The sequence below is a fragment of the Cryobacterium adonitolivorans genome (assembly GCF_004402695.1).
In the GTDB taxonomy this organism is placed as follows: domain Bacteria; phylum Actinomycetota; class Actinomycetes; order Actinomycetales; family Microbacteriaceae; genus Cryobacterium; species Cryobacterium adonitolivorans.
Genome location: NZ_SOFL01000028.1, coordinates 1 through 25634, shown reverse-complemented (window position 1 = coordinate 25634; position 25634 = coordinate 1). Strand labels below are relative to the sequence as shown.

22 protein-coding genes and 1 pseudogene are annotated in these 25634 nt (G+C 66.7%); 17 read left to right on the top strand and 6 right to left on the bottom strand.

The window, feature by feature from the left end:
* The first annotated feature begins 10 nt into the window (after positions 1-10).
* A complete protein-coding gene (locus E3O42_RS08250) occupies positions 11-490 on the top strand; it encodes a MarR family winged helix-turn-helix transcriptional regulator (protein ID WP_134453486.1) in 480 nt (159 codons plus the stop codon).
* Positions 487-1788, top strand: coding sequence for an MFS transporter (locus E3O42_RS08245; protein ID WP_134453485.1), 1302 nt, complete (start codon positions 487-489; stop codon positions 1786-1788). Before E3O42_RS08250 ends, E3O42_RS08245 begins: the two co-directional genes overlap by 4 nt.
* A gap of 54 nt (positions 1789-1842) precedes the next feature.
* Here the strand turns inward: E3O42_RS08245 and E3O42_RS08240 are convergent, their stop codons facing one another.
* Together E3O42_RS08240 and E3O42_RS08235 are read right to left on the bottom strand one after the other, a co-directional pair.
* Positions 1843-2829 carry a DNA-3-methyladenine glycosylase family protein gene (locus tag E3O42_RS08240; RefSeq protein WP_241984721.1) on the bottom strand — a complete coding sequence of 329 codons (987 nt, stop codon included), beginning with the start codon at positions 2827-2829 and terminating at the stop codon, positions 1843-1845.
* Positions 2830-2851: 22 nt separating this feature from the next.
* On the bottom strand, positions 2852-3862 hold the full coding sequence (locus E3O42_RS08235) for a LacI family DNA-binding transcriptional regulator (RefSeq protein WP_134453484.1): 1011 nt from the start codon (positions 3860-3862) through the stop codon (positions 2852-2854).
* A gap of 309 nt (positions 3863-4171) precedes the next feature.
* Here E3O42_RS08235 and E3O42_RS08230 point away from each other — a divergent pair, with 309 nt between their 5' ends.
* The 4 genes from E3O42_RS08230 (at position 4172) to E3O42_RS08215 (ending at position 9583) form a co-directional block, all read left to right on the top strand.
* Complete coding sequence (locus tag E3O42_RS08230) at positions 4172-5533, top strand: ABC transporter substrate-binding protein (protein WP_134453483.1); 1362 nt, start codon at positions 4172-4174, stop codon at positions 5531-5533.
* 103 nt (positions 5534-5636) lie between these two features.
* Entirely contained in the window at positions 5637-6608 is a 972-nt protein-coding gene (locus E3O42_RS08225; protein WP_134453482.1) for a carbohydrate ABC transporter permease, read from the top strand.
* Positions 6605-7588, top strand: a complete 984-nt coding sequence (locus E3O42_RS08220) for a carbohydrate ABC transporter permease (protein ID WP_134453481.1) — start codon at positions 6605-6607, stop codon at positions 7586-7588. Before E3O42_RS08225 ends, E3O42_RS08220 begins: the two co-directional genes overlap by 4 nt.
* A gap of 90 nt (positions 7589-7678) precedes the next feature.
* Entirely contained in the window at positions 7679-9583 is a 1905-nt protein-coding gene (locus tag E3O42_RS08215) for an ABC transporter ATP-binding protein (RefSeq protein ID WP_134453480.1), read from the top strand.
* Positions 9584-9620: 37 nt separating this feature from the next.
* Here E3O42_RS08215 and E3O42_RS08210 read toward each other — a convergent pair whose 3' ends face one another.
* Positions 9621-10280, bottom strand: a complete 660-nt coding sequence (locus E3O42_RS08210; protein ID WP_166787929.1) for a DUF305 domain-containing protein — start codon at positions 10278-10280, stop codon at positions 9621-9623.
* Positions 10261-10947: a DUF3105 domain-containing protein gene (locus E3O42_RS08205; RefSeq protein ID WP_134453478.1), complete on the bottom strand. Its 687-nt coding sequence runs from the start codon at positions 10945-10947 to the stop codon at positions 10261-10263. The genes E3O42_RS08210 and E3O42_RS08205 overlap by 20 nt, the downstream gene beginning before the upstream one ends.
* A 273-nt stretch (positions 10948-11220) precedes the next feature.
* On the opposite strand from E3O42_RS08205, the gene E3O42_RS08200 reads away from it, so the two are divergent.
* The 4 genes from E3O42_RS08200 to E3O42_RS08185 all read left to right on the top strand — a co-directional run bounded on the left by E3O42_RS08200 (position 11221) and on the right by E3O42_RS08185 (position 15863).
* Complete coding sequence (locus E3O42_RS08200; protein WP_134453477.1) at positions 11221-12585, top strand: cystathionine beta-synthase; 1365 nt, start codon at positions 11221-11223, stop codon at positions 12583-12585.
* A gap of 65 nt (positions 12586-12650) precedes the next feature.
* On the top strand, positions 12651-13811 hold the full coding sequence (locus E3O42_RS08195) for a cystathionine gamma-synthase (RefSeq protein WP_134453476.1): 1161 nt from the start codon (positions 12651-12653) through the stop codon (positions 13809-13811).
* An 88-nt stretch (positions 13812-13899) separates the two neighbouring features.
* Positions 13900-15192 carry an APC family permease gene (locus E3O42_RS08190; protein ID WP_241984720.1) on the top strand — a complete coding sequence of 431 codons (1293 nt, stop codon included), beginning with the start codon at positions 13900-13902 and terminating at the stop codon, positions 15190-15192.
* Positions 15189-15863, top strand: a complete 675-nt coding sequence (locus tag E3O42_RS08185) for a cyclase family protein (RefSeq protein WP_134453474.1) — start codon at positions 15189-15191, stop codon at positions 15861-15863. The genes E3O42_RS08190 and E3O42_RS08185 overlap by 4 nt, the downstream gene beginning before the upstream one ends.
* A gap of 77 nt (positions 15864-15940) precedes the next feature.
* Here E3O42_RS08185 and E3O42_RS08180 read toward each other — a convergent pair whose 3' ends face one another.
* Entirely contained in the window at positions 15941-17971 is a 2031-nt protein-coding gene (locus tag E3O42_RS08180; RefSeq protein ID WP_134453473.1) for a beta-galactosidase, read from the bottom strand.
* Positions 17972-18164: 193 nt separating this feature from the next.
* On the opposite strand from E3O42_RS08180, the gene E3O42_RS08175 reads away from it, so the two are divergent.
* From E3O42_RS08175 to E3O42_RS18945, 6 genes and pseudogenes are all read left to right on the top strand, one after another.
* Entirely contained in the window at positions 18165-19466 is a 1302-nt protein-coding gene (locus E3O42_RS08175) for an ABC transporter substrate-binding protein (protein WP_134453472.1), read from the top strand.
* 117 nt (positions 19467-19583) lie between these two features.
* Positions 19584-20552, top strand: coding sequence for a carbohydrate ABC transporter permease (locus tag E3O42_RS08170; protein ID WP_420897871.1), 969 nt, complete (start codon positions 19584-19586; stop codon positions 20550-20552).
* 3 nt (positions 20553-20555) lie between these two features.
* Positions 20556-21461: a carbohydrate ABC transporter permease gene (locus E3O42_RS08165; protein ID WP_134453471.1), complete on the top strand. Its 906-nt coding sequence runs from the start codon at positions 20556-20558 to the stop codon at positions 21459-21461.
* Positions 21462-21480: 19 nt separating this feature from the next.
* The gene (locus tag E3O42_RS08160) at positions 21481-22497 is read left to right on the top strand and encodes a LacI family DNA-binding transcriptional regulator (RefSeq protein ID WP_134453470.1); all 1017 of its coding nucleotides are present in this window, start codon (positions 21481-21483) and stop codon (positions 22495-22497) included.
* A 115-nt stretch (positions 22498-22612) separates the two neighbouring features.
* Positions 22613-23680 carry a LacI family DNA-binding transcriptional regulator gene (locus E3O42_RS08155; RefSeq protein ID WP_134453469.1) on the top strand — a complete coding sequence of 356 codons (1068 nt, stop codon included), beginning with the start codon at positions 22613-22615 and terminating at the stop codon, positions 23678-23680.
* A 271-nt stretch (positions 23681-23951) separates the two neighbouring features.
* A pseudogene (locus tag E3O42_RS18945) lies at positions 23952-24296 on the top strand (class II aldolase/adducin family protein); the annotation flags it as partial.
* A 120-nt stretch (positions 24297-24416) separates the two neighbouring features.
* Here the strand turns inward: E3O42_RS18945 and E3O42_RS18940 are convergent.
* Positions 24417-24734, bottom strand: coding sequence for a metallopeptidase family protein (locus E3O42_RS18940; RefSeq protein WP_420897875.1), 318 nt, complete (start codon positions 24732-24734; stop codon positions 24417-24419).
* A 172-nt stretch (positions 24735-24906) separates the two neighbouring features.
* Between E3O42_RS18940 and E3O42_RS08140 the strand changes: the two genes are divergently transcribed.
* Entirely contained in the window at positions 24907-25146 is a 240-nt protein-coding gene (locus tag E3O42_RS08140; protein WP_134453467.1) for a DUF3499 family protein, read from the top strand.
* The last annotated feature ends 488 nt before the right edge of the window (positions 25147-25634 follow it).

Below are 25634 nucleotides of genomic sequence, written 5' to 3'. Positions count from 1 at the left end.
GGGTGGGGGGATGTCCGCAGATCTTCATGTAATCCTCGGGGACCTGGTCTCCGTCAACCACCGCCTCACCCGCGTGGCCGCTCGCGCCGCGCGCGGCACCGAGTCACCCGCCCTGTGGCGGACCCTCAGTGTGCTGCGCTCCACCGGTCCGATCCGCCTTGGCGAACTGGCCGACCTGAGCCGCGTCTCGCAGCCCACCGCCACCAAGCTCGCCGGCGGCCTCGTTGCCCGCGGCTGGATAGAGCGCACCAACGACCCCGACGACGCCCGCGTCAGCCTCATCGCCAGCACGCCGGCGGGGGAGGCCGCACTCGCGGCCTGGCGCGCCGAACTGGCCGCCGCTCTGCTGCCGTACTTTGCCGACCTCTCCGCCGGCGACGTCGAGACACTCGAACGCGCGGTCGCCATCCTGCGCGACAGGGTTGAGGCCACCGAACGGATGGCGGCGCCGCACCGCCTCGCCGCCGAGCCCACGGTGACCGCCCGATGAGCCGGCGCGCCGCCCCGGCCACCGTGTCCTCCGCGTCCGCGGCACCGACCGCCGCCGCGCCAGCGCCTGATGCGTCGGCCGCCAGCATCCTGCACCAGCCAACGGCGGTGTGGGCCGTGGCCTTCGCCTGCGTGATCGCGTTCATGGGCATCGGCCTCGTCGACCCGATCCTGCCGGCCATCGCGGCTGACCTCGCCGCAACGCCCACCGAGACCGAGATGCTCTTCACGAGCTACCTGCTCATCACCGGTATCGCCATGTTCTTCACCAGCTGGCTGTCCAGCCGCATCGGCGCCAAGCGCACCCTGTTGATCGGGCTGGCCCTGATCGTCGCGTTCGCCCTCGCGGCCGGGCTGTCGCAGGACGTCGAATCTATCATCGGCTTCCGCGCCGGCTGGGGCCTGGGCAACGCCCTTTTCATCTCCACAGCCTTGGCCACCATCGTGGGCGCCGCGGCCGGTGGAACATCCTCGGCGATCATCCTCTACGAGGCCGCACTCGGCCTCGGAATCGCGATCGGACCGCTGCTCGGCGGGCTGCTGGGCAGCATCAGCTGGCGCGGACCGTTCTTCGGCAGCGCCACCCTCATGGCCGTCGGGTTCATCGCTATCGTGGTGTTGCTCAAGACCGAAGGGCCCCAGCCGGTGCCCACCCGGCTGTCCGCCCCCTTCCGGGCGCTGGCCCGGCCGGGTCTGGGCATCCTCGCCGGTGCCGCCCTGTTCTACAACATCGGTTTCTTCGTGCTCTTGGCCTACACGCCGTTCGCGCTCGTGCCGCTGGGCCTGGGCAGCGCCGTCAACCTGGGACTGGTCTTCTTCGGATGGGGGCTCTCGTTGGCCGTGACCTCGGTCTGGGTGGCGCCTCTGCTCACCCGGCGGATGCGCCGCAGCAGGGTGCTTTGGCTCGTGCTGCCCTTGCTCGCCCTTGACCTGGCAGCGGCCGGCCTGTTGATCGGGTCGGCGACCGGGCTGGTCGGGTGCGTGATCGTCGGCGGACTGTTGCTCGGCGTCTTGAACACCGTGCTCACCGAGAGCGTGATGGAGGCCACCGACCTGCCCCGAAGCGTGGCGTCGTCCGCGTACTCTGGGGTGCGGTTCCTCGGTGGGGCGATCGCTCCGCCTGCGGCCACCCTGCTCGCCGACCACTTCAGCTCGGCGACGCCCTTCTACGCCGCCGCCGCGGCCGTTCTCGTGGCGCTGCTGGTGATCGTGCTCGGACACCGCCACCTCGCCCGCGCCGACGGTGCCGTCGAGGACCCCCTCGAGGAAGCCGAGGCCATCGCCGTCGGCGACAGCTGACCGGAGCACCCGCGCCAGGCTGTCGTAGCGCAGGTGCCTACTCGTGGCGTCCGGTTAGTGCGCGCGGTGGTCCTGGATGGTCATGCGCGGGCCGTGGCGCGGGGCACGGTAGCCGCTGTCCAGGATGAGTCGCACCACGCGCTGGCGGTGGTCCGCGAAGGGTTCGAGCAGTTCGAGCATTCCGTCGTCGTCGACGGGGGAGCCGGTCAGGGCCCAGCCCACCTGGGCGGCGAGGTGGTAGTCGCCCACGCTCACGGAATCGGGGTCGCCGTGCGAGCGCTGGGTCACCTCCGCGGCGGTCCAGCGGCCGACGCCGGGCAGGGACTGCAGCCGCCGTGCGACGGTGCCGGCGTCGACCGGTCGGTCAACCGACGCCGCCACGGCCGCGACAGAAACGGCCGTGCGCGAGCGGCGTGGATCGACGCCGGCCCGATGCCAGTCCCACGACGGCACCAGCCGCCAGCGGTCGGGCCCGGGGGAGACCATCATTCCCTCTGGTGCGGGGCCCGGAGCCGCTTCGCCGTGCTGGCGGATGAGGCGGTACCAGGCCCGGTGGGCCTCGAGGGCGGTGACCTTCTGTTCGATGATCGCGGGGATCAGGGCCTCGAAGACCAGCCCGGAGCTGCCCAGCCAGACGCCGGGGTTGCGGCGGCGCACCTCGGCGAGGGCAGGGTGGCCGCCGAGGTCGAGCCCGGTCCAGTCGTCGCCGTCGCCCAGCAGCGCGGGCACCTGGGCGATGCTCCACTCGGCGCCCGGTCCCCAGGCGCGGGCGTCGACGACGCCGTCTGCACCGTGCCGCAGCAGCAGGGTCGCCGGTCCGAGCGGGGTGCGCTGGGCGCGCCAGAGCCCGGCGGCGTCGGCGCGGGCGGTGGGGTCGCCCCGGCCGCGGCGGTGCGGCGACATGGTGGCCATCAGGTCGAACGGGCGCCGGGGTGCATACCGGGTGGATGCCGAGGGCGCGGCATCCGGCGTCGTGCCGCGGGATGTCGTGCAGAGGGGTGCGGTGCCGGCGGTTGGCGTGCCTGGGAAATCGGGAATCATCCCCTCGAGGCTAACCCGCAAGTCACCGCGGTGCACTCGTGCTCGAGCGCATCACCAAGTTGGTCGGCGCCCTCGTCAGCCCCGGGGTCACCGGCGCCGACGGCTGCTCGAGCGCGCGCAACAGGGACTCCACGGCCATCCTGGCCTGGTTGCGCGGGTGCTGTTCGATGGTGGTGAGCCGGAACATCTCGGCATAGGGATGCCCGTCGATGCCGATCACCGAGAGTTCGGACGGAATCAGGATGCCGAGTTCCCTGGCCGCGACGATGAGGCCGAACGCGATCTCGTCGCTGGCCGCAAAGACCGCCGTCGGCCGCCGGTGCGGGTCGCCGAACAAGGCCAGGCCGGCGCCGTACCCGCCGGGAACCGTGAAGGCGCAGGGGGCGAAGCAGCCATCCGCGGACAGCCCGGCGGCACTCATGGCCATATTGAAGCCGGTGAGCCTTTTCGTGTGCACAGCGAAATCCATCTGGTCCACCTGGTCGCCGCCGATGTGGCGGATGTCGGTGTGGCCGAGGCTGAGCAGATGTTCGGTGGCCAACCGCGCGGCCGCGGTGTCGTCGATCGCAATGGTATGCACGCCGGGGATCTCACCGCCGATGCCGACCAAGGGACGACCCAGTCGGTGCAGGAGCCCGACCTCGGCGTCGCTGAGCTCGACGCCGACGGAGATGACACCGTCGAACCGCTTGCGGGCGAGAAAGAAGTCAAAGACCCGCTCCCGTTCGGCCGAGTGCGCCGGGAGGTTGTACAGCGTCATGTCGTAGCCCTCGGCGAGCAGGGACCGCTCGAGGCTCTCGAGGACCTCGGAGAAGAACCACCGGCTGATGAACGGAATGATCACACCGATGCTCTTGGTGCGCCCGGTCACCAGGCTGGCCGCATTCGGGGAGGCAACGTAACCGATCAGGGTGGCGGCGTCGACCACCTTTCGGCGCGTCTCTTCCGACACGTAGCCCCGGCCGCTGAGGGCACGGGAGGCCGTGGCCTTGGCGACACCGGCCAGGCGTGCGACATCGGCGATCGCGCTCATGCCAGCCTCCCCATCGTTGGAACCGCTGTGCACACCATAGCCGTTCGACGACAGGGGTGGAATCGGTTCCAGAAATTCGACACCGAAGTGTGACTGATTCGAAGGGCCAATGTCGTGAGAGCGTTATCTTTGTCAACCTGTAACCAAGTCGGGCTTGTGTCGATCGATTCTGTGCCGTACTTTGTGGTGTGGAACCGGTTCCTTATGCAACCGTTTCCATATCTGGAACCCAGAGCACCTGAACCACACATTCGGCCCGACCGGTCAAACCGATACGGCCACCAGCATTACTCAACGAGGAGGATTTGCATGAGCGTGAAACAGCATCGCCGGCTCTTGGTCCCGGTCGCTGCAGCCGCAGTGATGGGACTCGCCCTGGCCGGCTGTACCGGCGACATCGCCGCCCAGACCGCAGAAGACACCGACTGCGCCGCTTACACCGACTACGGCACCTTTGAGGGCAGCCCCGAGGTCACCATCGGCGGCACCATTCAGGACGATGAAGCCGACCGGCTCGTGAAGTCCTGGGCCGACTTCCAGGCTTGCACCGGCATCACCGTGAACTACACGGGCACCAAGGAGTTCGAGGCTCAGATCGCCGTTCTGGCCGAGGGTGGCAGCGCCCCGGACATCGGCATCATTCCTCAGCCGGGCCTGTTCAACAAGCTCGCGGATGCCGGCTTCCTCAAGGCCGCACCCGCAGCCGTGGAAGCCAACGTCGACGAGTGGTGGTCCGCCGACTGGAAGGGCTACGGCACCGCGGCCGACGGCACCTTCTACGCCGCACCGCTGATGGCCAGCGTCAAGGGCTACGTCTGGTACTCGCCCTCGGAGTTCAAGGAGAAGGGCTACGAGATCCCCACCTCGCTCGACGAGATGATGGACCTCACCGCGCAGATCGCCAGTGACGGCACCGTGCCGTGGTGCGCTGGCGTGGGTTCGGGCGACGCCACGGGTTGGCCGGGAACGGACTGGGTTGAGGACTACGTTCTTCGCCAGGCCGGCGCGGAAACCTACGACAAGTGGGTCACGCACGAGATCCCGTTCAACGACCCTGCCATCGTCACCGCATTCAACTCGGTCGGCGACATCCTGAAGAACCCGGAGTACGTCAACGCCGGACTCGGCGACGTCTCGTCGATCATCTCCACGGAGTTCGGCGACGCCGGCCTCCCGGTCCTCGATGGCACCTGCGCGCTGCACCACCAGGCCTCGTTCTACGAGGGCTTCTGGAAGAACGCCGATGGGTCTGACGCCACGGTTGCGCCCGACGGCGACGTCTACGCGTTCCTCCTGCCGCCCGCTGAGTCCGGTGGAGAGCAGGCCGTCACCGGTGGTGGCGAGCTCGTCAGTGCCTTCGCCGAAAGCGACGAAATCACCGCAGTGCTCAGCTACCTCTCCAGCGACACGTGGGCGAACAACCGCGTGGCGCTCAAGGGCGTCATCAGTGCCAACACCGGCCTCGACGCCTCGCTGGCCTCCAGCGACATCCTGAAGCAGAGCGTTGAGATCCTGCAGGACCCGAACACGGTCTTCCGTTTCGACGGCTCTGACCTGATGCCGGGTGCCGTTGGCACCGACTCGTTCTGGAAGGGCATTGTGTCCTGGCTGAGCGGCGACGACACCCAGAAGGTTGTCGACACCATCGAGTCGAGCTGGCCGAAGAGCTAGTTCCGCATTCCGGGGTGGGTCCGCCGCGAGGCGGGCCCACCCCTGCATGACCCCCCACACTTTTCACCACCCCCTCTCTCGAGACCATAGAAGGGTCCGGCCAATGACGACCGCAGATCTGCTCGGCAAGATAATTCAGGTGGTAGCGGCCCTCGCCGCCTTCTCGCTCGTTATCGGGCTTGTGCTGTTCCTTATCGACAAGGCGCCCAAACGTGGGCGCGACTACTGGCAACTTGCCTTCTTCCTGCTCCCCGCCCTGATCCTGCTGGCTGTCGGACTCATCTACCCCGCCTTCCGGACCTCCCTGCTGGCATTCAGCAACAGTTCCGGCGAATGGGTGGGCGGCGAGAACTTCGTCTGGATGTTCACCCAGCCGGCCGCACTCATCACCCTCGGCAACACCGTGATCTGGGTCGTCGTGGTGCCGATTCTCTCCACCGCCATCGGCCTGGCCTATGCGCTGTTCATCGACAAGTCCCGCGGCGAGAAATACTTCAAGGCGCTGGTCTTCATGCCCATGGCGATTTCCTTCGTGGGCGCCGGCATCATCTGGCGCTTCGTCTACGACTACAAGTCCGGCGACAGCGCCCAGATCGGCCTGCTCAACCAGATCCTGGTGTGGTTCGGCGCCGAACCCGTGCAGTGGCTGCAGACCTCGCCGATCAACACCTTCCTGCTGATCGTCGTGATGATCTGGATCCAAACCGGATTCGCCATGGTCATCTGCTCCGCTGCGATCAAGGGTGTTCCGACCGAGCAGATCGAGGCCGCGCAGCTGGACGGCACCAACCCGTGGCAGCGGTTCACCAACGTGACCCTGCCGGGCATCCGCGGTTCGCTGGTGGTGGTGATCACCACAATCTCGATCGCCACCCTCAAGGTGTTCGACATCGTGCGCACCATGACCGCCGGTAACTTCGACACCAGCGTCATCGCCAACGAGATGTACACCCAGGCCTTCCGGGCCGGCGAGCAGGGCCGAGGCGCCGCGCTCGCGATCGTGCTGTTCCTCCTGGTGCTGCCGATCGTCATCTATAACGTACGAGTCCTGCGTCAGCAGAGGGAGATCCGATGAGCGACAACGTAGTCGACCTGCCCATCCCGGGCACCGCGAAGGGCAAGGCCGACTCGACCGCCGAGGTGGTCGGCAAGGCCTCACGGGTGAAGCGACGGCTCACCTCGCGCACGGCGACCGCCGTGGCCCTCGTCATCGCGGTGCTGTGGACCCTGCCCACCTTCGGGCTGTTCATCTCATCGTTCAGGCCGGCCGGCCTGATCAGCACCACCGGTTGGTGGACGATCTTCCAGAACCCGGGCTTCACCCTGGCCAACTACCAGGAAGTGCTGTTCAGCACCTCGCAGTCGTCCCCGCAGCTGGGCGCATACTTCGTGAACTCGCTGGCCATCGCGATCCCAGCCACGCTGTTCCCGCTGGTGATCGCGGCGATGGCCGCCTACGCCTTCGCCTGGATCAAGTTCAAGTGGAGCGGCGCCCTGTTCGTGCTGATATTCGCGCTGCAGATCGTGCCGCTGCAGCTCGCGTTGATCCCGCTGCTACAGATGTTCACCCAGTTCCTGCGGCCTGGGCAAATCTGGATCCATGAACTGATCCCGATGATTCCCGAACAGGGCTACCTGCCGGTCTGGATCGCGCACACGATCTTCGCGCTGCCACTGGCGATCTTCCTGCTGCACAACTTCATCTCCGAGATTCCCGGTGAGGTCATTGAGGCGGCCAGGGTGGATGGCGCCAGCCACGGCCAGGTCTTCTTCAGGATCGTGCTACCGCTGGCGGTTCCGGCGCTGGCATCGTTCGCGATCTTCCAGTTCCTCTGGGTTTGGAACGACCTGCTCGTGGCGTTGATCTTCTCGGGCGGCACGCAGGATGTGGCGCCGCTCACGCAGAGACTGGCGGAGCTGACCGGCACCAGGGGCCAGGACTGGCAGCGCCTGACGGCGGCCGCGTTCGTGTCGCTGGTCGTGCCGTTGATCGTGTTCTTCAGCTTGCAGCGCTACTTCGTGCGCGGCCTGCTGGCGGGTTCGACCAAGGGATAGCTTCCCCACGTTCCCGGGCCGGCACTGGCGTCGGCTGGGACGGACCGGCCCCGGATTCCCGGGGTCGGTCCGCTGTCTTAGAGTGAGACCATGAGCGGATCGCACGGCGGGGGCCGACGTCCCCCAGGAGAGTCCCTGGGACGCCGCAACCGCGTCAGCGGCGACGACCCGGCCGCCCAGAAAGCACAGAACGCCGAAGCGCCCGAGATCCCCAACCTGATCGGCCGCATCCGGGCCCTGTTCGCCCCGCACGCACGCAAGCTCATCGTCACGGTCATCCTGGTGCTGATCTCTGCGGGACTCTCGGTTCTGCCGCCGCTGCTCATCCAGCGGGCCTTCGACCAGGGCCTGTTCCCCCCGTCCGGCGGACCCAACCTGCAGCGGCTGACCGTGCTCGTGGCCCTGATGATCGCGGCATACCTCACCACGGCGCTGCTGGGCGTCTGGCAGACCTGGCTCACGGCCACCGTGGGTAACTCGGTGATGGGCGAGCTGCGAGTGCGGCTGTTTACCCACCTGCAGGCCATGGAGCTGAGCTTCTTCACCCGCACCAAGACCGGTGTGATCCAGTCCAGGCTGCAGAATGACGTCGGCGGGGTGGCGAGCGTGCTTACCAACACCGTCTCCAGCGTGCTCGGCAACGCCGTGACGGTGATCGCCGCGTTCGTGGCAATGCTGCTGCTCAATTGGCAGCTGGCGATCGTGGCCGTGATCCTGATGCCTATCCTGGTCTTCGCCCAACGCCGGGTGGGTCAGGTTCGGGCCCGCATCGCGGGCAAGACCCAGGAGTCTCTCTCCGACATGACCGCGATCACGCAGGAGACGTTGAGCGTGTCAGGCATCCTGCTCTCCAAGAGCTTCACCCGGCAGAAGGCCGAGATCGCCCGCTACTCGCTCGAGAACGACAATCAGGTGCACCTGCAGGTCAGCCAGCAGATGAGCGGCCAGTGGTTCTTTGCCATGGTCAGCATCTTCCTCTCCAGCATCCCGGCCATCGTCTACCTGGTCGCGGGCCTGCTGCTCACCAACGGTGCCACCGACATCACCGCTGGCACCGTGGTGGCCTTCACTACGGTGCAGGCCCGGCTGCTTTTCCCCTTGCTGGGCCTGATGCGGGTGGCCCTGGACCTGCAGACCTCCAGCGCCCTTTTCGCACGCATCTTCCAGTACCTTGACCTCACCCCGGCCATCAGCGACGCTCCCGACGCCCGTCCGGTGCCCGCCGTGACCGGCCGGGTGCAGTTCGACGCGGTCACCTTCGCCTACCCGGATGCCGACGTCGACGCCCGGCCCACCCTGGACGCGGTCTCCTTCACGATCGAACCCGGCGCGTTCGCTGCCTTCGTCGGGCCCAGCGGCGCGGGCAAGACCACAGTGTCATACCTGATCCCGCGTTTCTACGAGGCGACGGGCGGCCGGGTGCTGTTCTCCGGAGTCGACGTGCGAGACCTCGAACAGGAGTCCCTGGTCTCCCACATCGGCATCGTCAGCCAGGAGACCTACCTCTTCCACGCGACCATCGCCGAGAACCTCCGGTATGCCAAACCCGAGGCCACGGATGCCGAACTCGAGATTGCCGCGCGCGCCGCGAACATCCACAACACCATCGCCTCGTTCCCGGCCGGCTACGACACCGTGGTCGGCGAGCGGGGCTACCGGCTCTCGGGTGGCGAGAAGCAGCGGGTGGCGATCGCCCGGGTGCTGCTGAAGAACCCTGAGGTGCTGATCCTCGATGAGGCCACCAGCGCGCTCGACGCGATCTCCGAGCGGGTGGTGCAGGCCGCCCTCGACACCGCATCCCGCGGCCGCACGACCATCGCCATCGCCCACCGGTTGTCGACCATCGTGACCGCCGACGTGATCTTTGTGGTCGACCGCGGTCGCGTGGTGGAGAGCGGCACCCACTCCCAGTTGGTCGCCGCCGGCGGCACCTACGCCGAGCTCTACGCCGAGCAGGTCCCCGCGCCGCTCCCCGAGCAGGCTCGCGAACTGTGAGTTAAGCCCCAAAAACCTCGAGTTTTCGGTGCTTAACTCACGGCTCGCGAGCGGCGAGCATGGACTCCATGAGGGTGATTTCCGCGTTCTGCGAGATGATCACCGAGTTGGCGAAACCGAGAATCGAGGTGTTGTTGGCGCGGTCCTGAACGGACTCGGCCATTTTCACAGCGCCCTGGTGGTGGGCGATCATCAGGGTGAGAAACTGGCGCTCGGCGTCGACGCCGGTCGCGGCGGTGAGGGCGGCGATCTGCTCGTCGGTGGCGAGTCCGGGCATCGGGTCGCCCGGGGTGCGGCCGCCATCGGTGTGGGCGTGCCCGGCGTCCGAGCGGCCGGGCCGGGTCATCCAGGTCATCGACGGCTCGGGGCCGGCCTGGGACAGGTCCCATTCGGTGAGCCAGCCGTAGAGCTGGCCGGCCTGCTGGGCCTGGGTGGTGGCGATGTCATAGCCGAGCAGGCGCACATCCGCAGCATTGCTGCGATCGCGAATGATCATGGCCAGTTCGACCCCCTGCAGGTGGTGCACCTGCATGTCGCGCGCGAATCCGGCCTCGGCACTGGTCGCCGTCGGCGTGGGATTGTCGATGGTGCTCAGCCGACCGACCGAGAAGCCGACCAGGCCGATCGCGACGGCCGCGACGGCGGCCGTGACGATCAGCGCGGCGCGCCGGGCGGTACTACGCCTTTCCGGGGGCATCGTAGGCGCCGGTGCAGAGCGCGCCGGGTTCGGGAACGTTGTTGCTCTTCCAGTGCTCCTCGAAGAACGCGGCGACGCGCTCATCGTCGGCCGAGTCGACCTGCAGCTGCACGTTCCAGCCGCTCACCACGATGGGGGCGGGCAAACCGTCGAACGGCGAGAGGATCACGTAAGTGGACGGGAGCGCCGCCTTGAGCGTGGCCAGCTCGTCATCGGAGATGGACGGGTCGTAGGTCACCCAGAGCGCACCGTGCTCGAGGGAGTGCACGGCGTTCTCGCTCGGCACGGGTTCGGTGTAGACGCCGCAGTTGAGCCAGGTTGGATTGTGGTCGCCGCCGGCGGGCGGGGTCTGCGGGTATGAGACCGGGGTCTCCACGTGCAACGAGGCGTTCTCGAAAGTCTCCACGCCGTCGATCTCGGCGCCATCGCCGCCGGCGGAGTAGCTCGCGCTCTGCGGGGTGAGCACGATCGAGGTGATCAGCAGGCCGATGACCGCGACGGCGACGGCGATCCCGCTGATGAGGCCGATGCGCCGGTTGCGGGCGCTGCGTTTTTGCTCGCGGTGGTACTGCTCGAGCTTCTGGGAGCGCTGGGCCGCCCGTCGCTGTTTGACACCCGGCTTGGGCGTCGACGATCCGGATGTGCCGGTGGGCGGGGCAGGGGTCACGAGGGGCCTCTTTCGTTTGCTGTGCACTTATTCGAACGCATACACCGGCGCCCAGCCTTCCCCGGCTGTCGATCTCACAGATGGTTCACAGGCTGGTCGCCACTCCCGGGCGGCGACTAGAGTGAAGACGTGATCACCCTGACGTCGTGTCCCTGTTGCTGCTTTCGCTAGCCGACCCGCACATTCACACTCTCGGTTCCAGGACCGCCCAACCTGGCCAGCGGCCACGCCTGCATCGTCCCGCGACACGTCCATAGACGTAAGGATCCCACTATGAAAATCGCTGACACCATCCTCGACCTCATCGGCAACACGCCGCTGGTCAAGCTGCACAAGGTCACGGAGGGCGTCTCGGCCACCGTGCTCGTCAAGCTCGAATACCTCAACCCCGGCGGGTCCGCGAAGGACCGCATCGCCACCCGCATCATCGACGCCGCCGAACGCGACGGACGCCTCAAGCCCGGCGGCACCATCGTCGAGCCGACCTCCGGCAACACCGGCGTCGGCCTGGCCCTGGTCGCCCAGCAGCGTGGCTACAAGTGCGTATTCGTGCTGCCGGACAAGGTGGGCGAGGACAAGCGCAACGTTCTCACCGCCTACGGCGCCGAGATCGTCGTGACACCGACATCCGTGGCCCCCGACGACCCTGAGTCGTACTACAGCGTGTCGGACCGCCTCGCCCGGGAGATCCCCGGCGCCTTCAAGCCCAACCAGTACTCCAATCCGAACGGGCCGCTCAGCCATTACGAGTCCACGGGCCCGGAGATCTGGCGGGACACCGACGCAACGGTCACCCACTTCGTCGCCGGCGTCGGCACCGGCGGCACCATCACCGGCACCGGCCGCTACCTGCGCGAGGTGTCGAACGACGCCGTGCGCATCATTGGGGCCGACCCCGAAGGCTCGGTCTACTCCGGTGGCACCGGCCGGCCCTACCTCGTCGAGGGCGTCGGTGAGGACTTCTGGCCGGGCGCATACGACCCGGCCGTGCCGCACGAGATCATCGCGGTCTCCGACGCTGACTCCTTCGCCATGACCCGCCGCCTCGCCCTCGAGGAGGGCATCCTGGTAGGCGGCTCGAGCGGCATGGCGGTCGTCGCTGCCCTGCGCGCCGCGAAGGACCTGCCCGCCGATGCCGTCGTCGTCGTGCTGCTGCCCGACGGCGGTCGCGGCTACCTGGGCAAGATCTTCAACGACGGCTGGATGCGAAGTTACGGCTTCTCGAATGCGCCCGCCGGTCACACCGTTGCCGACCTGCTGCACTCCAAGACCGGCACCCTCCCGGCGTTCGTCTATGTGCACCCGAACGACACCGTGCGCGACGCCATCGAGACGATGACCTCGGCGAGCGTGTCGCAGCTGCTCGTACTGGCGGCAAAGCCGCCCGTGGTGATGGGCGAGGTCGTCGGCGCGCTCGATGAGCGCAGCCTGATGGGCCGGGTATTCTCCGGCGAAGCCAAGCTCACCGACAAGGTCGGCTCGATCGTGGGCGACGCCCTGCCGCTGATCGGTGTGAACGAGCCAGTCGGTTCGGCCCGCGCCGCGTTCGCCGAACACGACGCGCTGCTGGTCACCGACGGCGGCAAGCCGCTCGGCGTGATCACCCGGCACGACCTCCTCACCTACCTCAGCGTCTAGCCCCCGCCCGCGCAGCTGCTGCGCCCGGCCAGACACACCCCGATCTTTTTGAAAGTGACCCCATCATGAGCCAGTCAGACAGCCAGAAGTTCAGCACCATCGCCATCCACGCCGGTCAGGAGTTCGACCCCAGCACTGGCGCGGTCATCCCGCCGATCTTCCAGACCTCCACCTACGTGCAGGAGAGCATCGGTGTTCTTCGTGGCGGCTACGAGTACAGCCGCGGCGGCAACCCCACCCGCACGGCGCTGGAAACCATGCTCGCCGCACTCGAGGGTGGCAAGCACGGCCTGTCCTTCGCCAGCGGACTCGCGGCCGAGGACAGCCTGCTGCGCGCGGTCCTCGTTCCGGGTGACCATGTGGTGCTCGGCAACGACGTCTACGGCGGCACGCACCGGCTGATCAACCGGGTGCACGGCGCCTGGGGGGTGCGCAACACCACGGTGGAGATGAGCGACCTGGCCGCGGTCGAAGCGGCGATCATCCCCGGCGAAACGAAGATCCTCTGGGTGGAGACGCCGAGCAACCCGCTGATGAAGATCAGCGACATCGCCAGCCTCGTCACGATCGGGCACCGGCACGGCGTGCTCGTGGTCGTGGACAACACCTTCGCGTCACCCGCCCTGCAGCAGCCCCTCGCCCTGGGCGCCGACGTCGTCGTGCACTCCACCACCAAGTACCTCGGTGGGCATTCCGACGTCATCGGCGGCGGTCTGGTCATCAACGACGACGAGCTGGCCGAGAAGACCAAGTTCATCCAGTTCGCGGCCGGCCCCGTTTCCGCTCCGCTGGACGCCTGGCTCACCGTGCGCGGCATCAAGACCCTCGCGGTGCGGATGGAACGGCACAGCAGCAACGCGCTCACCATCGCCAGGTACCTCGATACCCACCCGGCCATCGAGAAGGTCTACTACCCCGGCTTGGAAAGCCACTCCGGTCACGAACTGGCCAAGGCCCAGATGAGTGCCTTCGGCGGCATGCTCTCCGTTGCATTTGTGGGTGGTGAAAGCGCGGCCCGGCGTTTCGCCGAGTCAATGGAGCTGTTCCAGCTGGCTGAATCGCTCGGCGGCGTCGAATCGCTGGTGAACTACCCGTCCGAGATGACCCACGCCTCGGTGCGCGGCACCGAGCTCGAGGTGGCCACCAACATCGTGCGCCTCTCGGTGGGCATCGAAGACATCGACGACCTGCTCGCCGACCTCGCCCAGGCGCTACCCGCGAGCTGAGCTAGCGTGGCAGCAATTCGACGCACGCTGTCGTTTCTGCCATTGAACTGCGGGTCGCTGCTGGGCACGATGGGACCGTGAGTACATCGTGAGCACGACCGGCGGGCGCCTCGGCGTGCTGCAAGGCACCGCACTGTACGTCGCGGCGGTGCTCGGCACCGGCATCCTGGTGCTGCCCGGCCTGGCCGCGCAGGCCGCAGGGCCGGCGTCGGTCCTGGCCGTCGCCGCGGTGTCCGTGCTGTCGATCCCGCTGGCCGGGACGTTCGCAGCGCTGGCCGCGCGGTACCCGGATGCCGGTGGTGTGGCCAGCTACGTGCGTCGCACGCTCGGTGACACGTGGGCCCGGGTGACCGGGTATTGGTTCTTCTTCGGGGTGGGCGCGGGTGCCCCGGTGGTGGCCGTGCTCGGCGCCGGCTACGTGGCGGCCATCGTGGGGGTTGACCGCTCGGTGGTGCCGTGGCTGGGGCTGGCGCTGCTGGTGCCGCCGTTCGTCGCGAACTACTTCGGCGTGCGGGTGTCCGGGGCAGCCCAGCTGGCGCTCACCGGTGCGCTGCTGGCCATCGTCATCGGTGTTGTCGCCGTGGCGGCACCCGCGGCGAATCCAGGCAACTTCACCCCATTCCTCAGCCATGGCTGGGGTGGCGTCGGCGCCGCGATCAGCTTGTTCGTCTGGGCGTTCGCCGGCTGGGAAGTCGGGACCCACATCGCCGGCGAGTTCCGCAACCCGCGCCGCACCATACCGCTGGCCACCGGGATCGCCCTCGTGGTGGTGGGGGTGTCCTATCTGGCCTTGCAATACGTCACCGTCGGAGTGCTGGGTGCCGCCGCCGGCACCGGGCGGGTGCCGCTGCTCGACCTCGTCGCGGCGTCGACCTTCGGCGTGGGTCCGGTGCTGGTTGCCGCCATTGCCGCCATCGTGGCGCTCGGGGTGCTGAACGTCTACATCGGTGCGTTCGCCAAGCTTGCCGCATCGCTCGGCCGCGACGGCGACCTGCCGGGCTGGCTAGCGCCAGGGGCCGAGTCCGGCGGCGTCCCGCGGCGCGCCCTAGTGGTGGTCGCCGCCCTCGTGACGGTCTACTTCGGCCTGATGGTGGCGACGGGCATGGAACTGACACCGTTCATCCTCACCCACACGAGCTCGATGGTGGCGATCTACGTACTCGGCATGGTCGCCGCGGTGCGTCTACTGCGTCCGCGCAGCGTGGGCTGGTGGCTGGCCGCGGTCTCGGTTGTGCTCACCTCCGGGCTGTTGGTGCTCGCCGGCGTTCACCTGGTCGTCCCCGTCGGGCTCGCCGTCGTCGCCCTTGTGGTGGGGGTGCTGTCCCGGCGTCGTTCGACACCGCCCGTATCGACACTGACCGAAAGAGAAAATGCCGCATGACCTCTGTCTCCTCCCGCTTCGTCGACCTCAGCCACGTAATCAGTGCCGGCCAGGTGACCTACCCAGGGCTACCCGCACCGGTGATCACGCCGTATCTCAGCCGGGAAGACTCACGAAGCCGGTACGCACCAGGCACCGAGTTCGCCATGGACACCATCACGATGATCGGCAATACCGGCACGTACCTCGACAGCCCGTTCCACCGTTATGAGGGCGGCGTCGACCTGGCCGAGCTGCCGCTCGAGTCCCTGGCCGACCTGCCCGCGCTCGTATTCCGCCACGAGCATGCATCGGAGCGGGGGATACCGGCCGCCGATTTTGACGGGCAGGATCTCGCCGGAACGGCCGTGCTGCTGAACACCGGATGGGACCTGCACTTCGGCGCGCCGGTCTACGCCAGCGGCGCCCCGTTCCTCACCGAGGCGGGCGCGCAGGCCCTCGTCGATGCGGAGGTGGCGCTCGTCGGCATCGACTCGCTGAACATCGACGACACCGAGTCTGGGGGAGAACGTCCGGCTCACTCGCTGCTGCTGGCCGCCGGTATCCCGGTCGTGGAACATCTCACCGGGCTGGGAGGACTCCCCGACCGGGGAGCCCGCTTCTTCGCCGTGCCACCGCGCGTGCGTAACTTCGGCACCTTCCCTGTACGGGCCTTCGCGCTCGTGCCCTGAGCCGGCAACTGTTGCCCGGACGGACCATTGCGTCCGGTACGCCGGGAACACTTGTCCGCACGGGCAACAGTTAGCCGTTACAGGGTGCTGTGGACCACCCGGGTGAGCCCGGCGGGCACCAGTACGGTGCCGTCGACCGCGGTGTTCGTGAGCAACTCGGTTCCGCTGGCCGGCCAGGACTGGTCGGCATCCGAGTGGTTGATCAGAAACAGGAACTCGTCGGTGTCGGTGGAGCGGATGATGGTCTCGACACCGTCAATGCTGCGGGCCGCCTCGATGCCGGCGGTGTTGAGCACGTCGAGCAGCAGGGAGTCCAGGTCGGTACCGGTGAGCTTGGTCGAGATGTACCAGGCCGACCCCGCACCGTACACGTTGCGGGTGAGTGCCGGTCCGCCGGCGGCGGGGCCATCCACGTACCGGGCCAACACCTCGGCGGTGGAGACCTCGATATCGTCGGTCCAGGCGGTCCCCGTGCGGGAATCGCTGAGGGTGACGGTCTCGTTCTCGTGCAGCGGCAGGAACTCGGGGATGGTCAGACCGAGCACCTCCCGCAGGGCTCCGGGTGCGGCTCCGGCGTAGACGGTGTCGTTCTCATCGACGATGCCGGAGAAGTAGGAAACGACCAGGTGGCCGCCGTCCCGTACGTAGCCGGTGAGGTTCTCCGACGCCGCCGGTCCGACGAGGTAGAGGCTGGGCGCGACGACGAGGGCGTAGCCGGTCAGGTCCGCGGTGGGATGCGCGAAGTCCACCGACACGTTGCGGTTCCAGAGCGCCGTGTAGAAGGCCTCGAGGCGTTCACGGTGGCCCAGTTCGGCACTCGGGCGCCATTCGAAGTCCTGGGCCCAGAACGACTCGGTGTCCCAGAGCAGGGCGACCCGGGCCTGAACGCGGGAGCCACGCACGGCCTCGAGCGACCCGAGGGTTTCGCCCAGGGCGACGACCTCGCGCCAGACCCGGGTCTCGGCGCCGGCGTGCGGAAGCATCGCGGAGTGGAACTTCTCAACACCGAACCTGGAGGCCCGGAACTGGAAGAACAGAATGGCGTCAGCACCGCGGGCCAGGTGGGAGAGTGAATTGCGGGCCATCTCGCCGGCACGCTTGGCAATGTTGCGGGGTTGCCAGTTGACGGCGCCGGTGGAATGCTCCATCAGAATCCACGGGGCCCCGCCGGCCAGCGACCGGCTGAGGTCGGCATCCATCGCCAGCAACACGTGGTTGTCAGCGCGTTCGGCCACCAGGTAGTGGTCGTTGGCGACGATGTCCACCTCCCTGGCCCACTTCCAGTAGTCGGGGGAGAGGCAATTGGTAGCCATGAAGTTGGTGGTCACGGGGATGTCCGGCGTGAACCGGCGGATGACGTCACGCTCGTTGATGTAGCACTCGAGCAGCGCGTCCGAGGTGAACCGGTGGAAGTCCAGGCGCTGCGCCTGGTTGGTCACCGATGCCGACTGTCGGGGTGCGTCGATCTCATCCCACTCGCCGTAGACCTGGCCCCAGAAGGTCGTGCCCCACTTTTCGTTGAGCGTGTCGAGGGTGGCGTAGCGCTTCTGCAGCCACATCCTGAAGGCGGCCACGGAGTGGTCGTCGTAGGAATCGCTGATCGGCGCGCCGTACTCGTTGTGCACGTGCCAAAGCACGAGCGCCGGGTGGTTCGCGTACCGGCGGGCTAGCTGCTCGGTGATGGCGGCGGCGGCCCGGCGGTAGTCGGGGCTCGACGGGCTGACCATGCCGCGGGAGCCGTTGCCCAGGGTGATGCCGTCACGGGTGACCGGGCGGGAGTCCGGATACTTTTTCCAGAACCAGGCCGGCGGCGCCGCCGTTGGCGTGGCCAGGTCGATGTCGATGCCGGCCTCATGCAGCAGGCCGAAGATGTCGTCGAGCTGGCTGAAGTCGTATTCGCCCTCGCGTGGTTCCAAGATGCCCCAGGCGAAGATCGCGATGCTGACCAGGTTGATGCCCGCCTGTTTCATCAGCGCGATGTCTTCCAGCCAGGTCTCGCGGGGCCATTGTTCGGGGTTGTAGTCGCCCCCGTACCGAAGCCCGGTCGTGCCCTTCAGCCACCGGTCCGTCGTGGGAGGGCTGGCTGGGGATGTGGTGTGGATCGACATTGGTCTAGGACTCCTTCAACTGTGTGCGCTCCCAGTTCTAGCACAGTAATTCAGCGCAAGCCAGATCATTAGCCCGTGTTGACATGGTGAAGATTGTGTGAACTACTAGTACCGCTCCCAGTTCGTACCGAATTTTCTCGATACGACGGCGGGGCGCCAACACACAGCACCCAGCTTTCATCAAGGAGGACGAATGCGTACGTCAATTCGGGTAGGAGCAGTGGCCATGGCCACCGCCGCCGCACTGCTCATGTCAGGTTGTTCGGCAAACACTGGCGGGGGTGACGACGGTCCCGTCAAGCTGAACTACTGGGCCTGGGCCCCGAACCTGGAAAAGGTGGTCGACCTCTGGAACGCGGAGAACCCCGACATCCAGGTCACCGTGCAGAAGCAGGACGGCGGCGACCCCGCGATCACCAAGCTGCTCACGGCCATCAAGGCCGGCAGCGGTGCACCCGACCTGATTCAGGCCGAGTACCAGAAGATCCCCACCCTGGTCTCGTCCGACGCGTTGGCTGACCTGTCTGAGTATGGTGCCGGCGACATCGAGGATTCCTTCGCCGATGGCGTCTGGGATTCCGTCACCCTCGGGTCGGATGCGATCTACGCGATCCCGCAGGACAGCGGACCGATGATGTTCTTCTACCGGGCCGACATCTTCGAGCAGCTCGGGCTGACCGTACCCACCACCTGGGACGAATACGCCGAGGTCGCCCGTGCCGTGCACGCCGCTGACCCGGCCAAGTACCTGGGCACCTTCTCGTCCAACGACGCCGGCTGGTTCACCGGTATGGCTCAGCAGGCCGGCGCCTCCTGGTGGGGCATCGACGGCGAGGCCTGGAGCGTCGACATCGCCGAAACCCCCACCGAGACTGTTGCCGGCTATTGGGGCGGCCTCGTCGAAGAGGGCGTCATCGACAATAAGCCGATGTACACGCCCGAATGGAACGCCGGACTCAATAACGGCGAACAGGTCGGCTGGCTGAGCGCCGTCTGGGCTCCCGGAGTGCTGGGCGGCAACGCCGCAGACACCGCCGGGCTCTGGAAGGCCGCTCCCATGCCGCAGTGGGATGTCGACGCACCCGCCACCGGCAACTGGGGCGGATCCTCGACGGCCGTGACCACCCAGTCCGAGCACCAGGAGGCGGCCACCAAGTTTGCCACCTGGCTGAACACCGACGCGGAGGCCGTGCAGGCCCTGGTCAACACCTCAGGGATTTACCCCGCCGACGCCGCCCAGGCCGAAGCTGCGCTGACCGCCCCGCCGGAGTTCTTCAGCAACCAGCCGGACTTCTACGAGGTCGCAGCCAAGGTGGCCGACACCGTGAGCCCATTCACCTATGGTCCGAACGTGAACGTGGCCTACAGCGCGTACAACGACGAGTTCGCGAAGGCGGCCGACGCCAAGACCCAGAGCGCCTTCCTCGAAGCCGTCGCTGCAATGCAGAAGATCACCACCGACGACATGAAGAAGAGCGGCTTCACGGTCGAATAGACGCGGTCGAATGACGCTACGCGGCTCGCGCTACACCCGCGGAGTCCGCCGGCCGACCGGCCGGCGGACTCCCGCACCATCCATCACCACCCAGATCGAGTCGATTGAGGACAACTTGTGACAGTGACAGAGGCCCCCGTGGCCATCAGGGGCAGCAATCCGCCGGTACGCCGGGGGCGCGGCACCTTTCGTTCGAGGGTGCTCGTGCCCTACGCGATGCTGGCACCCGGCATCATCCTGTTCGTGGCCTTCATGGCCGCGCCTATCGTCTACACGCTCTTCCTGAGCTTTCAGAAGACCAAGGTGTCCGGCCTCGGTCTCGGCTCCGGCGCGCGCAGCACGGTCTTCGCCGGCATCGACAACTACGTCACGACCCTCACGAACACCGAGTTCGGCGCCAGCGTCGGACGGGTGCTGGTCTACGGCTTCATCCTGATCCCTCTGATGCTGGGCCTCGCGCTGCTCTTCGCCCTGCTGCTGGACTCGCGCCGAACCCGCGCCGCCGGTTTCTCCCGCACGGCTATCTTCCTGCCGTACGCTGTGCCCGCCGTGATCAGCTCGCTGCTCTGGGGCTTTTTGTACCTGCCGGCCGTGAGCCCGTTCTATTTCGTCTTCGACAAGCTGGGCTGGGATGTTCCTTCGCTGCTCTCGTCCGGCGGGGTCACCTTCGCGATCGCCAACATCGCCCTCTGGGGCGGCGTGGGATTCAACATGATCGTGATGTACACCTCCCTCAAGTCGGTGCCCTCCGATATATACGAGGCCGCCAAGCTGGACGGCGCCAGCGAAATCCAGATCGCGCTGCGCATCAAGATTCCTATTATCGCCCCGGCGATCGTGATGACCGCGTTGTTCTCGATGGTCGCCACCCTGCAGGTGTTCGCCGAGCCCACGACGCTCCGCCCGCTCACCAACTCGCTGTCCACCAGCTGGTCTCCGCTGATGCTGGTCTACCGGGATGCCTTCACCCGCGACGACATCTACTCCGCCGCCGCCACCTCGATCGTCATCGCCCTGGTGACCTTCGCCTTCTCATTCCTGTTCCTGCGCGTCGTGCAGAAACGTGCCTTCGGCCAGGAGGACTGACCCATGACAACCACACTCGTTCCCACCCGGCCCGACCGCTCCCTGCGTAAGGCCGAGCGAGCCTCGGCCCGCACCTTCCGGCAGAAGGCCAGCCCGGTGTCCACCGGCATCCTCATCATCGGCGCGATCTACTGCCTGTTCCCGGTCTTCTGGGTCCTGATGGCGTCGAGCAAGGACAGTTCCGAACTGTTCTCCACCTTCACGCTGATGCCCAGCACCCACCTGTGGGACAACATCGTCGAGCTCAGCCAGTACCGCGACGGCTTGTTCTGGCGCTGGGTGCTCAACACCGCGATCTATGCCGGTGTCGGCGCCCTGGCCTCCACCTGGATCTCGGCGATCTCCGGCTACGTGCTGGCCAAGTTCGAGTTCCCCGGCAAGAAGGTCGTCTTCTCGATCCTGCTGATGGGCGTGCTGGTTCCCGGCGTCATCCTCGCCATCCCGCAGTACTTCCTGTTGGCCGAGGTGGGCCTGACCAACACCATGTGGTCGGTGCTGCTGCCCCAGATCATCAGCCCGTACGGCATCTACCTGGCCCGCATCTACGCCGCGGCCTCCGTGCCCACCGAGGTCATCGAGGCCTCCCGCACCGAGGGCGCCGGCGAGCTGTACATCTTCAACCGCATCGTCCTGCCGATGATGGGCCCTGGCCTGGTGACGATCTTCCTGTTCCAGTTCGTTGCCGTCTGGAACAACTTCATGCTGCCGTACATCATGCTCGGCGACGACCAGCTCTTCCCGGTCACCGTGGGCCTGAGCGGCCTGCTCAACCAGGGCGCATCCGCACCGTCGATGTATACCCTGGTGATCACGGGCGCGCTTCTGTCGATCATTCCGCTGATCATTCTGTTCCTCGTTCTGCAGCGCTACTGGAAGGTCGACCTCGCCGCCGGTGCGGTAAAGGCCTGACGGTCGCTAGGCTTCAGTCGTGACCCCGCCCCCCGCCAAGCGCCGGCCGACCATCGATGACGTGGCCGCCGCTGCCGGCGTCTCCAGAGGCACGGTGTCCCGGGTGCTCAACGGCGGTCACTGGGTAAGCCCGGATTCCCTGGCGTCGGTCAACAGCGCGATCAAGAAGACCGGCTACCGGGTCAATCCGCACGCCCGCAGCCTCGCCACGAGCCGGGCGAACTCGGTGGCGTTCCTGCTGACCGAATCACATGACCGCCTGTTCGAAGACCCGAACTTCGCCGTTCTGATGCGGGGCGCGTCAAAGGCGCTGTCCGTGCACGACATCTCGCTCGTGCTGATCATGGCGGGCAACGAGGACGAACAGCGCCGGGCCACCGAGTTCATCACCGCCGGCCACGTTGACGGGGTGCTCCTTGTTTCGTCCCACAGTGACCGTCGCGGGCTGATCTCCGAGATTGTCGCGGCCGGCGTACCGGCGATCGCTTGTGGTGTTCCGCTCGGATTCGAACGCAAGATGGGCTACGTGGCTGCCGACGACTACGCCGGCGCCCGGGAACTTGTGCACCATCTCGCCGGACTCGGCCGAAAACGCATCGCCACAATCGCGGGCCCCAAAGATACCTCTGGAGGCATGCGTCGATTCGAAGGGTATGCGGATGAGCTCGGGGACGACTTCGATGAGACCTTGGTGGCCCGCGGCGACTACAGCAGGGCCAGTGGGGCGCAGTCGATGACCGAACTTCTCGAGCGCCACCCCGACCTTGACGCCGTCTTCGCGGCCAACGACGTCATGGCCGCGGGCGCCATCGACGTCCTGCTGGCTTCCGGCCGCCGGGTGCCAGAAGACGTCGCCGTCGGCGGGTTCGACGACGCTCCCGTTGCGACCCAAACCACACCGCCGCTGACCACGATGCACCAGCCGTTCGAGCGCATCAGCGAGGAAATGGTGCGTTTGCTGCTGCGAGTCATCGGCGGCGAACGGCCCGCCGCCATCGTGCTGCCCACCGACCTGGTGGTGCGCGAGAGCGCCTGAGCTGAGCCCGCTCCCGGCGTGGCACGCCCGGTGTGACTGTCACATATCCCCAGCGCTGGGGTATGTGACCGTCACATCGTGCACCCCCGCGAGGTGCGTCGCGTGCATAATTGGGATGCGTCCACAATTTGTGACCGTGCACATTCGAACGAGGCCTCCTCCCGTGCCAGCTGATCTGCCCAAGAGTCGCGCACCCAGCATCCGGGATGTCGCGCGCCTTGCCGGGGTGTCGCACCAGACGGTTTCCCGGGTGCTCAACAACCACCCGAGCATCCGTGATTCGACCAAGGCCCGCGTGCAACAGGTCATGGAGGAACTGCAGTATCGCCCCAACCGGGCGGCCCGCGCGCTGTCCCGCGGCAGCTCCCGCACCATCGGGGTGCTTTCGGCGTCGAGCTCTCAATACGGCCCGGCCAGCAGTATCGCCGCCATCCAGGATGCCGCCCGCGAGGCCGGCTACTACGTCAACACAGCCAATCTCACCTCCGTCGACCCCGAAACCATCGAGGCCGCTCTCGACCACCTGATGTTGCAGTCCGTGGAGGGCATCGTCGTGATCGCCCCGCAGATGCGGGTCTTCGACGTCCTCGAACAACTCTCCGTCGCCGTGCCCTATGTGACCCTGCAGTCCACCGGGAGCCTGAACGAACACGGCCTGTCTTTCGATCAGATCGCCGGCGCCCGGGCCGCGACCCGGCACCTCATCGAACTGGGACATCGCAATATCTACCATCTGGCCGGCCCACAGGACTGGATCGAGGCCGAGGCGCGCATGCGCGGCTTCCTCGACGAGATGGGGGCAATGGATGTGCCGACAACCGCGCCCATTTTGGGTGACTGGACCGCTGACTTCGGCTACCACGTCGGCCGCGAGTTGTTGAGGGTGCGCGATTTCACCGCCATTTTCTCTTCGAACGACCAGATGGCGCTCGGCCTGATGCATGCCATCCGGGATGCCGGACTCAACATCCCCGGCGACGTGAGCGTGGTTGGCTTCGATGATATTCCGGAAGCGGCACATTTCTGGCCACCACTTACGACGGTGCGGCAAGATTTTCCGGAGCTCGGCCGACGCTGCATGGCGCTGCTGCTCGATGACCTCAACCCCGGCCCCAAGGAGCAACGCCGCGCCATCATCCCCGAGCTTGTCGTACGCGCGTCGACAGGTCCGCCGGCGTTCTGACCGACGTCCGTCAGGAGCCCGGCCGGGCACTCGTCACAGCTGTTACCCAAAAGTGACAAACCGCACTTGACACAGGATTCCCCGATGCGGCTAACATGAGGTCAGCGATGTGACCGTTCACATTGCGAGCTACCTGCACCACTTCAGACAAGGGAGTCGATTCTGTGAGCACGTCTACTGCGCAGCCCGCCGCACAGGCAGCTCTCGGCGACGAGTCGTTCGGCTCTGGAATCGATAACCCGGCCGCTGTCGAGATCGCCGCGGTGTCGGCATGAGCACCTTCGGCCCGCAGATCGAGGTTGCCATCGCTCGTGTCCGCGCGGACATCGCCCGTCTGCACGGTGAGTTGACCAACAACGGCCTGGTCGTTTGGACCGGCGGCAATGTCTCGGGCCGGGTGCCTGGCGCTGATCTGTTTGTGATCAAGCCGTCCGGTGTGGACTACGCCGACTTGGCGCCGGAGAACATGATTCTCTGTGATCTGGACGGGGCCGTGATCCCGGAGACGCCCGGGTCGGACCGGTCGCCGTCGTCGGACACTGCCGCGCACGCTTACGTGTACCGGAACATGCCCGAGGTCGGTGGGGTTGTCCACNGGCCGAGTGCGGTCTTGGTGAAGGTGCGCATGATGAGGTCCTTTGCTGTGGAGTGTGGGGGCTTGCTTGGTATGCAGGTGGTTCGTCCCCACGTCAGAAAAGGTTTGGTCCCTGTGTGGCGCGTGTGCGGAATGTGCCGCCTAGAAGTGGCGGAAGCGATCTGGTGCGAGATCCCAGGGGTCCTTGCCCAGCAGCTCGGCGACGCCGCGGAAGACGCAGCTTTCAATGACCATGCGCTGATGAAACTCGTCGGTGCGGTGCAACCCGCTCAACCGCTGGATCGGCAGACGGAAGAAGGTGATGCGGCGCCCGGGCGCATCGACGGCGTAACGCGCCACCCCCACGCCGGGAATCACGTTCAGCGGCCCAGTGGCCACCTCGAAACCCACGTCGGCGAGTTCGGCAGGCCACACCATGCGCAAATAGTCGACAGTCGACGCGATGGTCATGTCGAACATGTCCACCCGCGTGCGCAGGGGAGGAAGGAACGGGCCGGTGGCAGAACTGCGGATGCCGCGGCCGTGTCGGTCTCGACCCCGACCGCGAGAGGTCGGTGATTGCACGGTCGTGCGGCGGGAACGAGGCATGTCCTCATTCTACTTCCGGGCATCGGCGGTACCCTGAATCACCATGTCAGTCAGAGCGTGTTCAAGAATCTCCTGCAACGACGGGGCCGTGGCCACGCTCACGTTCTCGTATGCCGACTCGATGGCAGTACTGGGACCGCTGGCCGGCACCCACGAACCGCACACCTATGACCTCTGCGAACGGCACGCCCGCCTGACCACCCCGCCGCAGGGTTGGCAAATGATCAGGCATCGCATCGTGTCGATCACGGATGCCGAATACGGCGCCCAGCCCTCGCCGTAATCGGCTCCGTGGCGCCCTCCACGCGCGGGCGACAGTGGGCGTTCCGCTCCGACACGCCCGGGTGTCAGATCCAATTTGCGGCGCCTCCGGAATCCCCGTAATGTCATCTCTCGTCACCCCACAGGTTCGGAAAAGCCGCAGAGCTTCCGGCCTCAAGCGGGACCAACTCCCAGTCAAAACAACCCAGATCGTCTTCGATGTGGCTCTTCGTTTTGGCCAGGAATCAGCTCTTCGCAACAGATCCTTCGGATCGAACGAACGGAGCGGTTTCAGGCACTAGTTTGCCGAAAACACGCCGCTCACTCGATTTGACACGGATTCTTGCGGAGGCTAAGGTAGTCAAGTTGCCCCGGAGCGACAGCCATTCACTTGGCCAGAAGTCGGGTGCGTCCGATCCTTGAGAACTCAACAGCGTGCACAATGTCAAATGCCAAAAACCTCGTGGTTTGGATCCGTTTCTAGCGGTGAAGGGCCAGGAGATTCCTTTG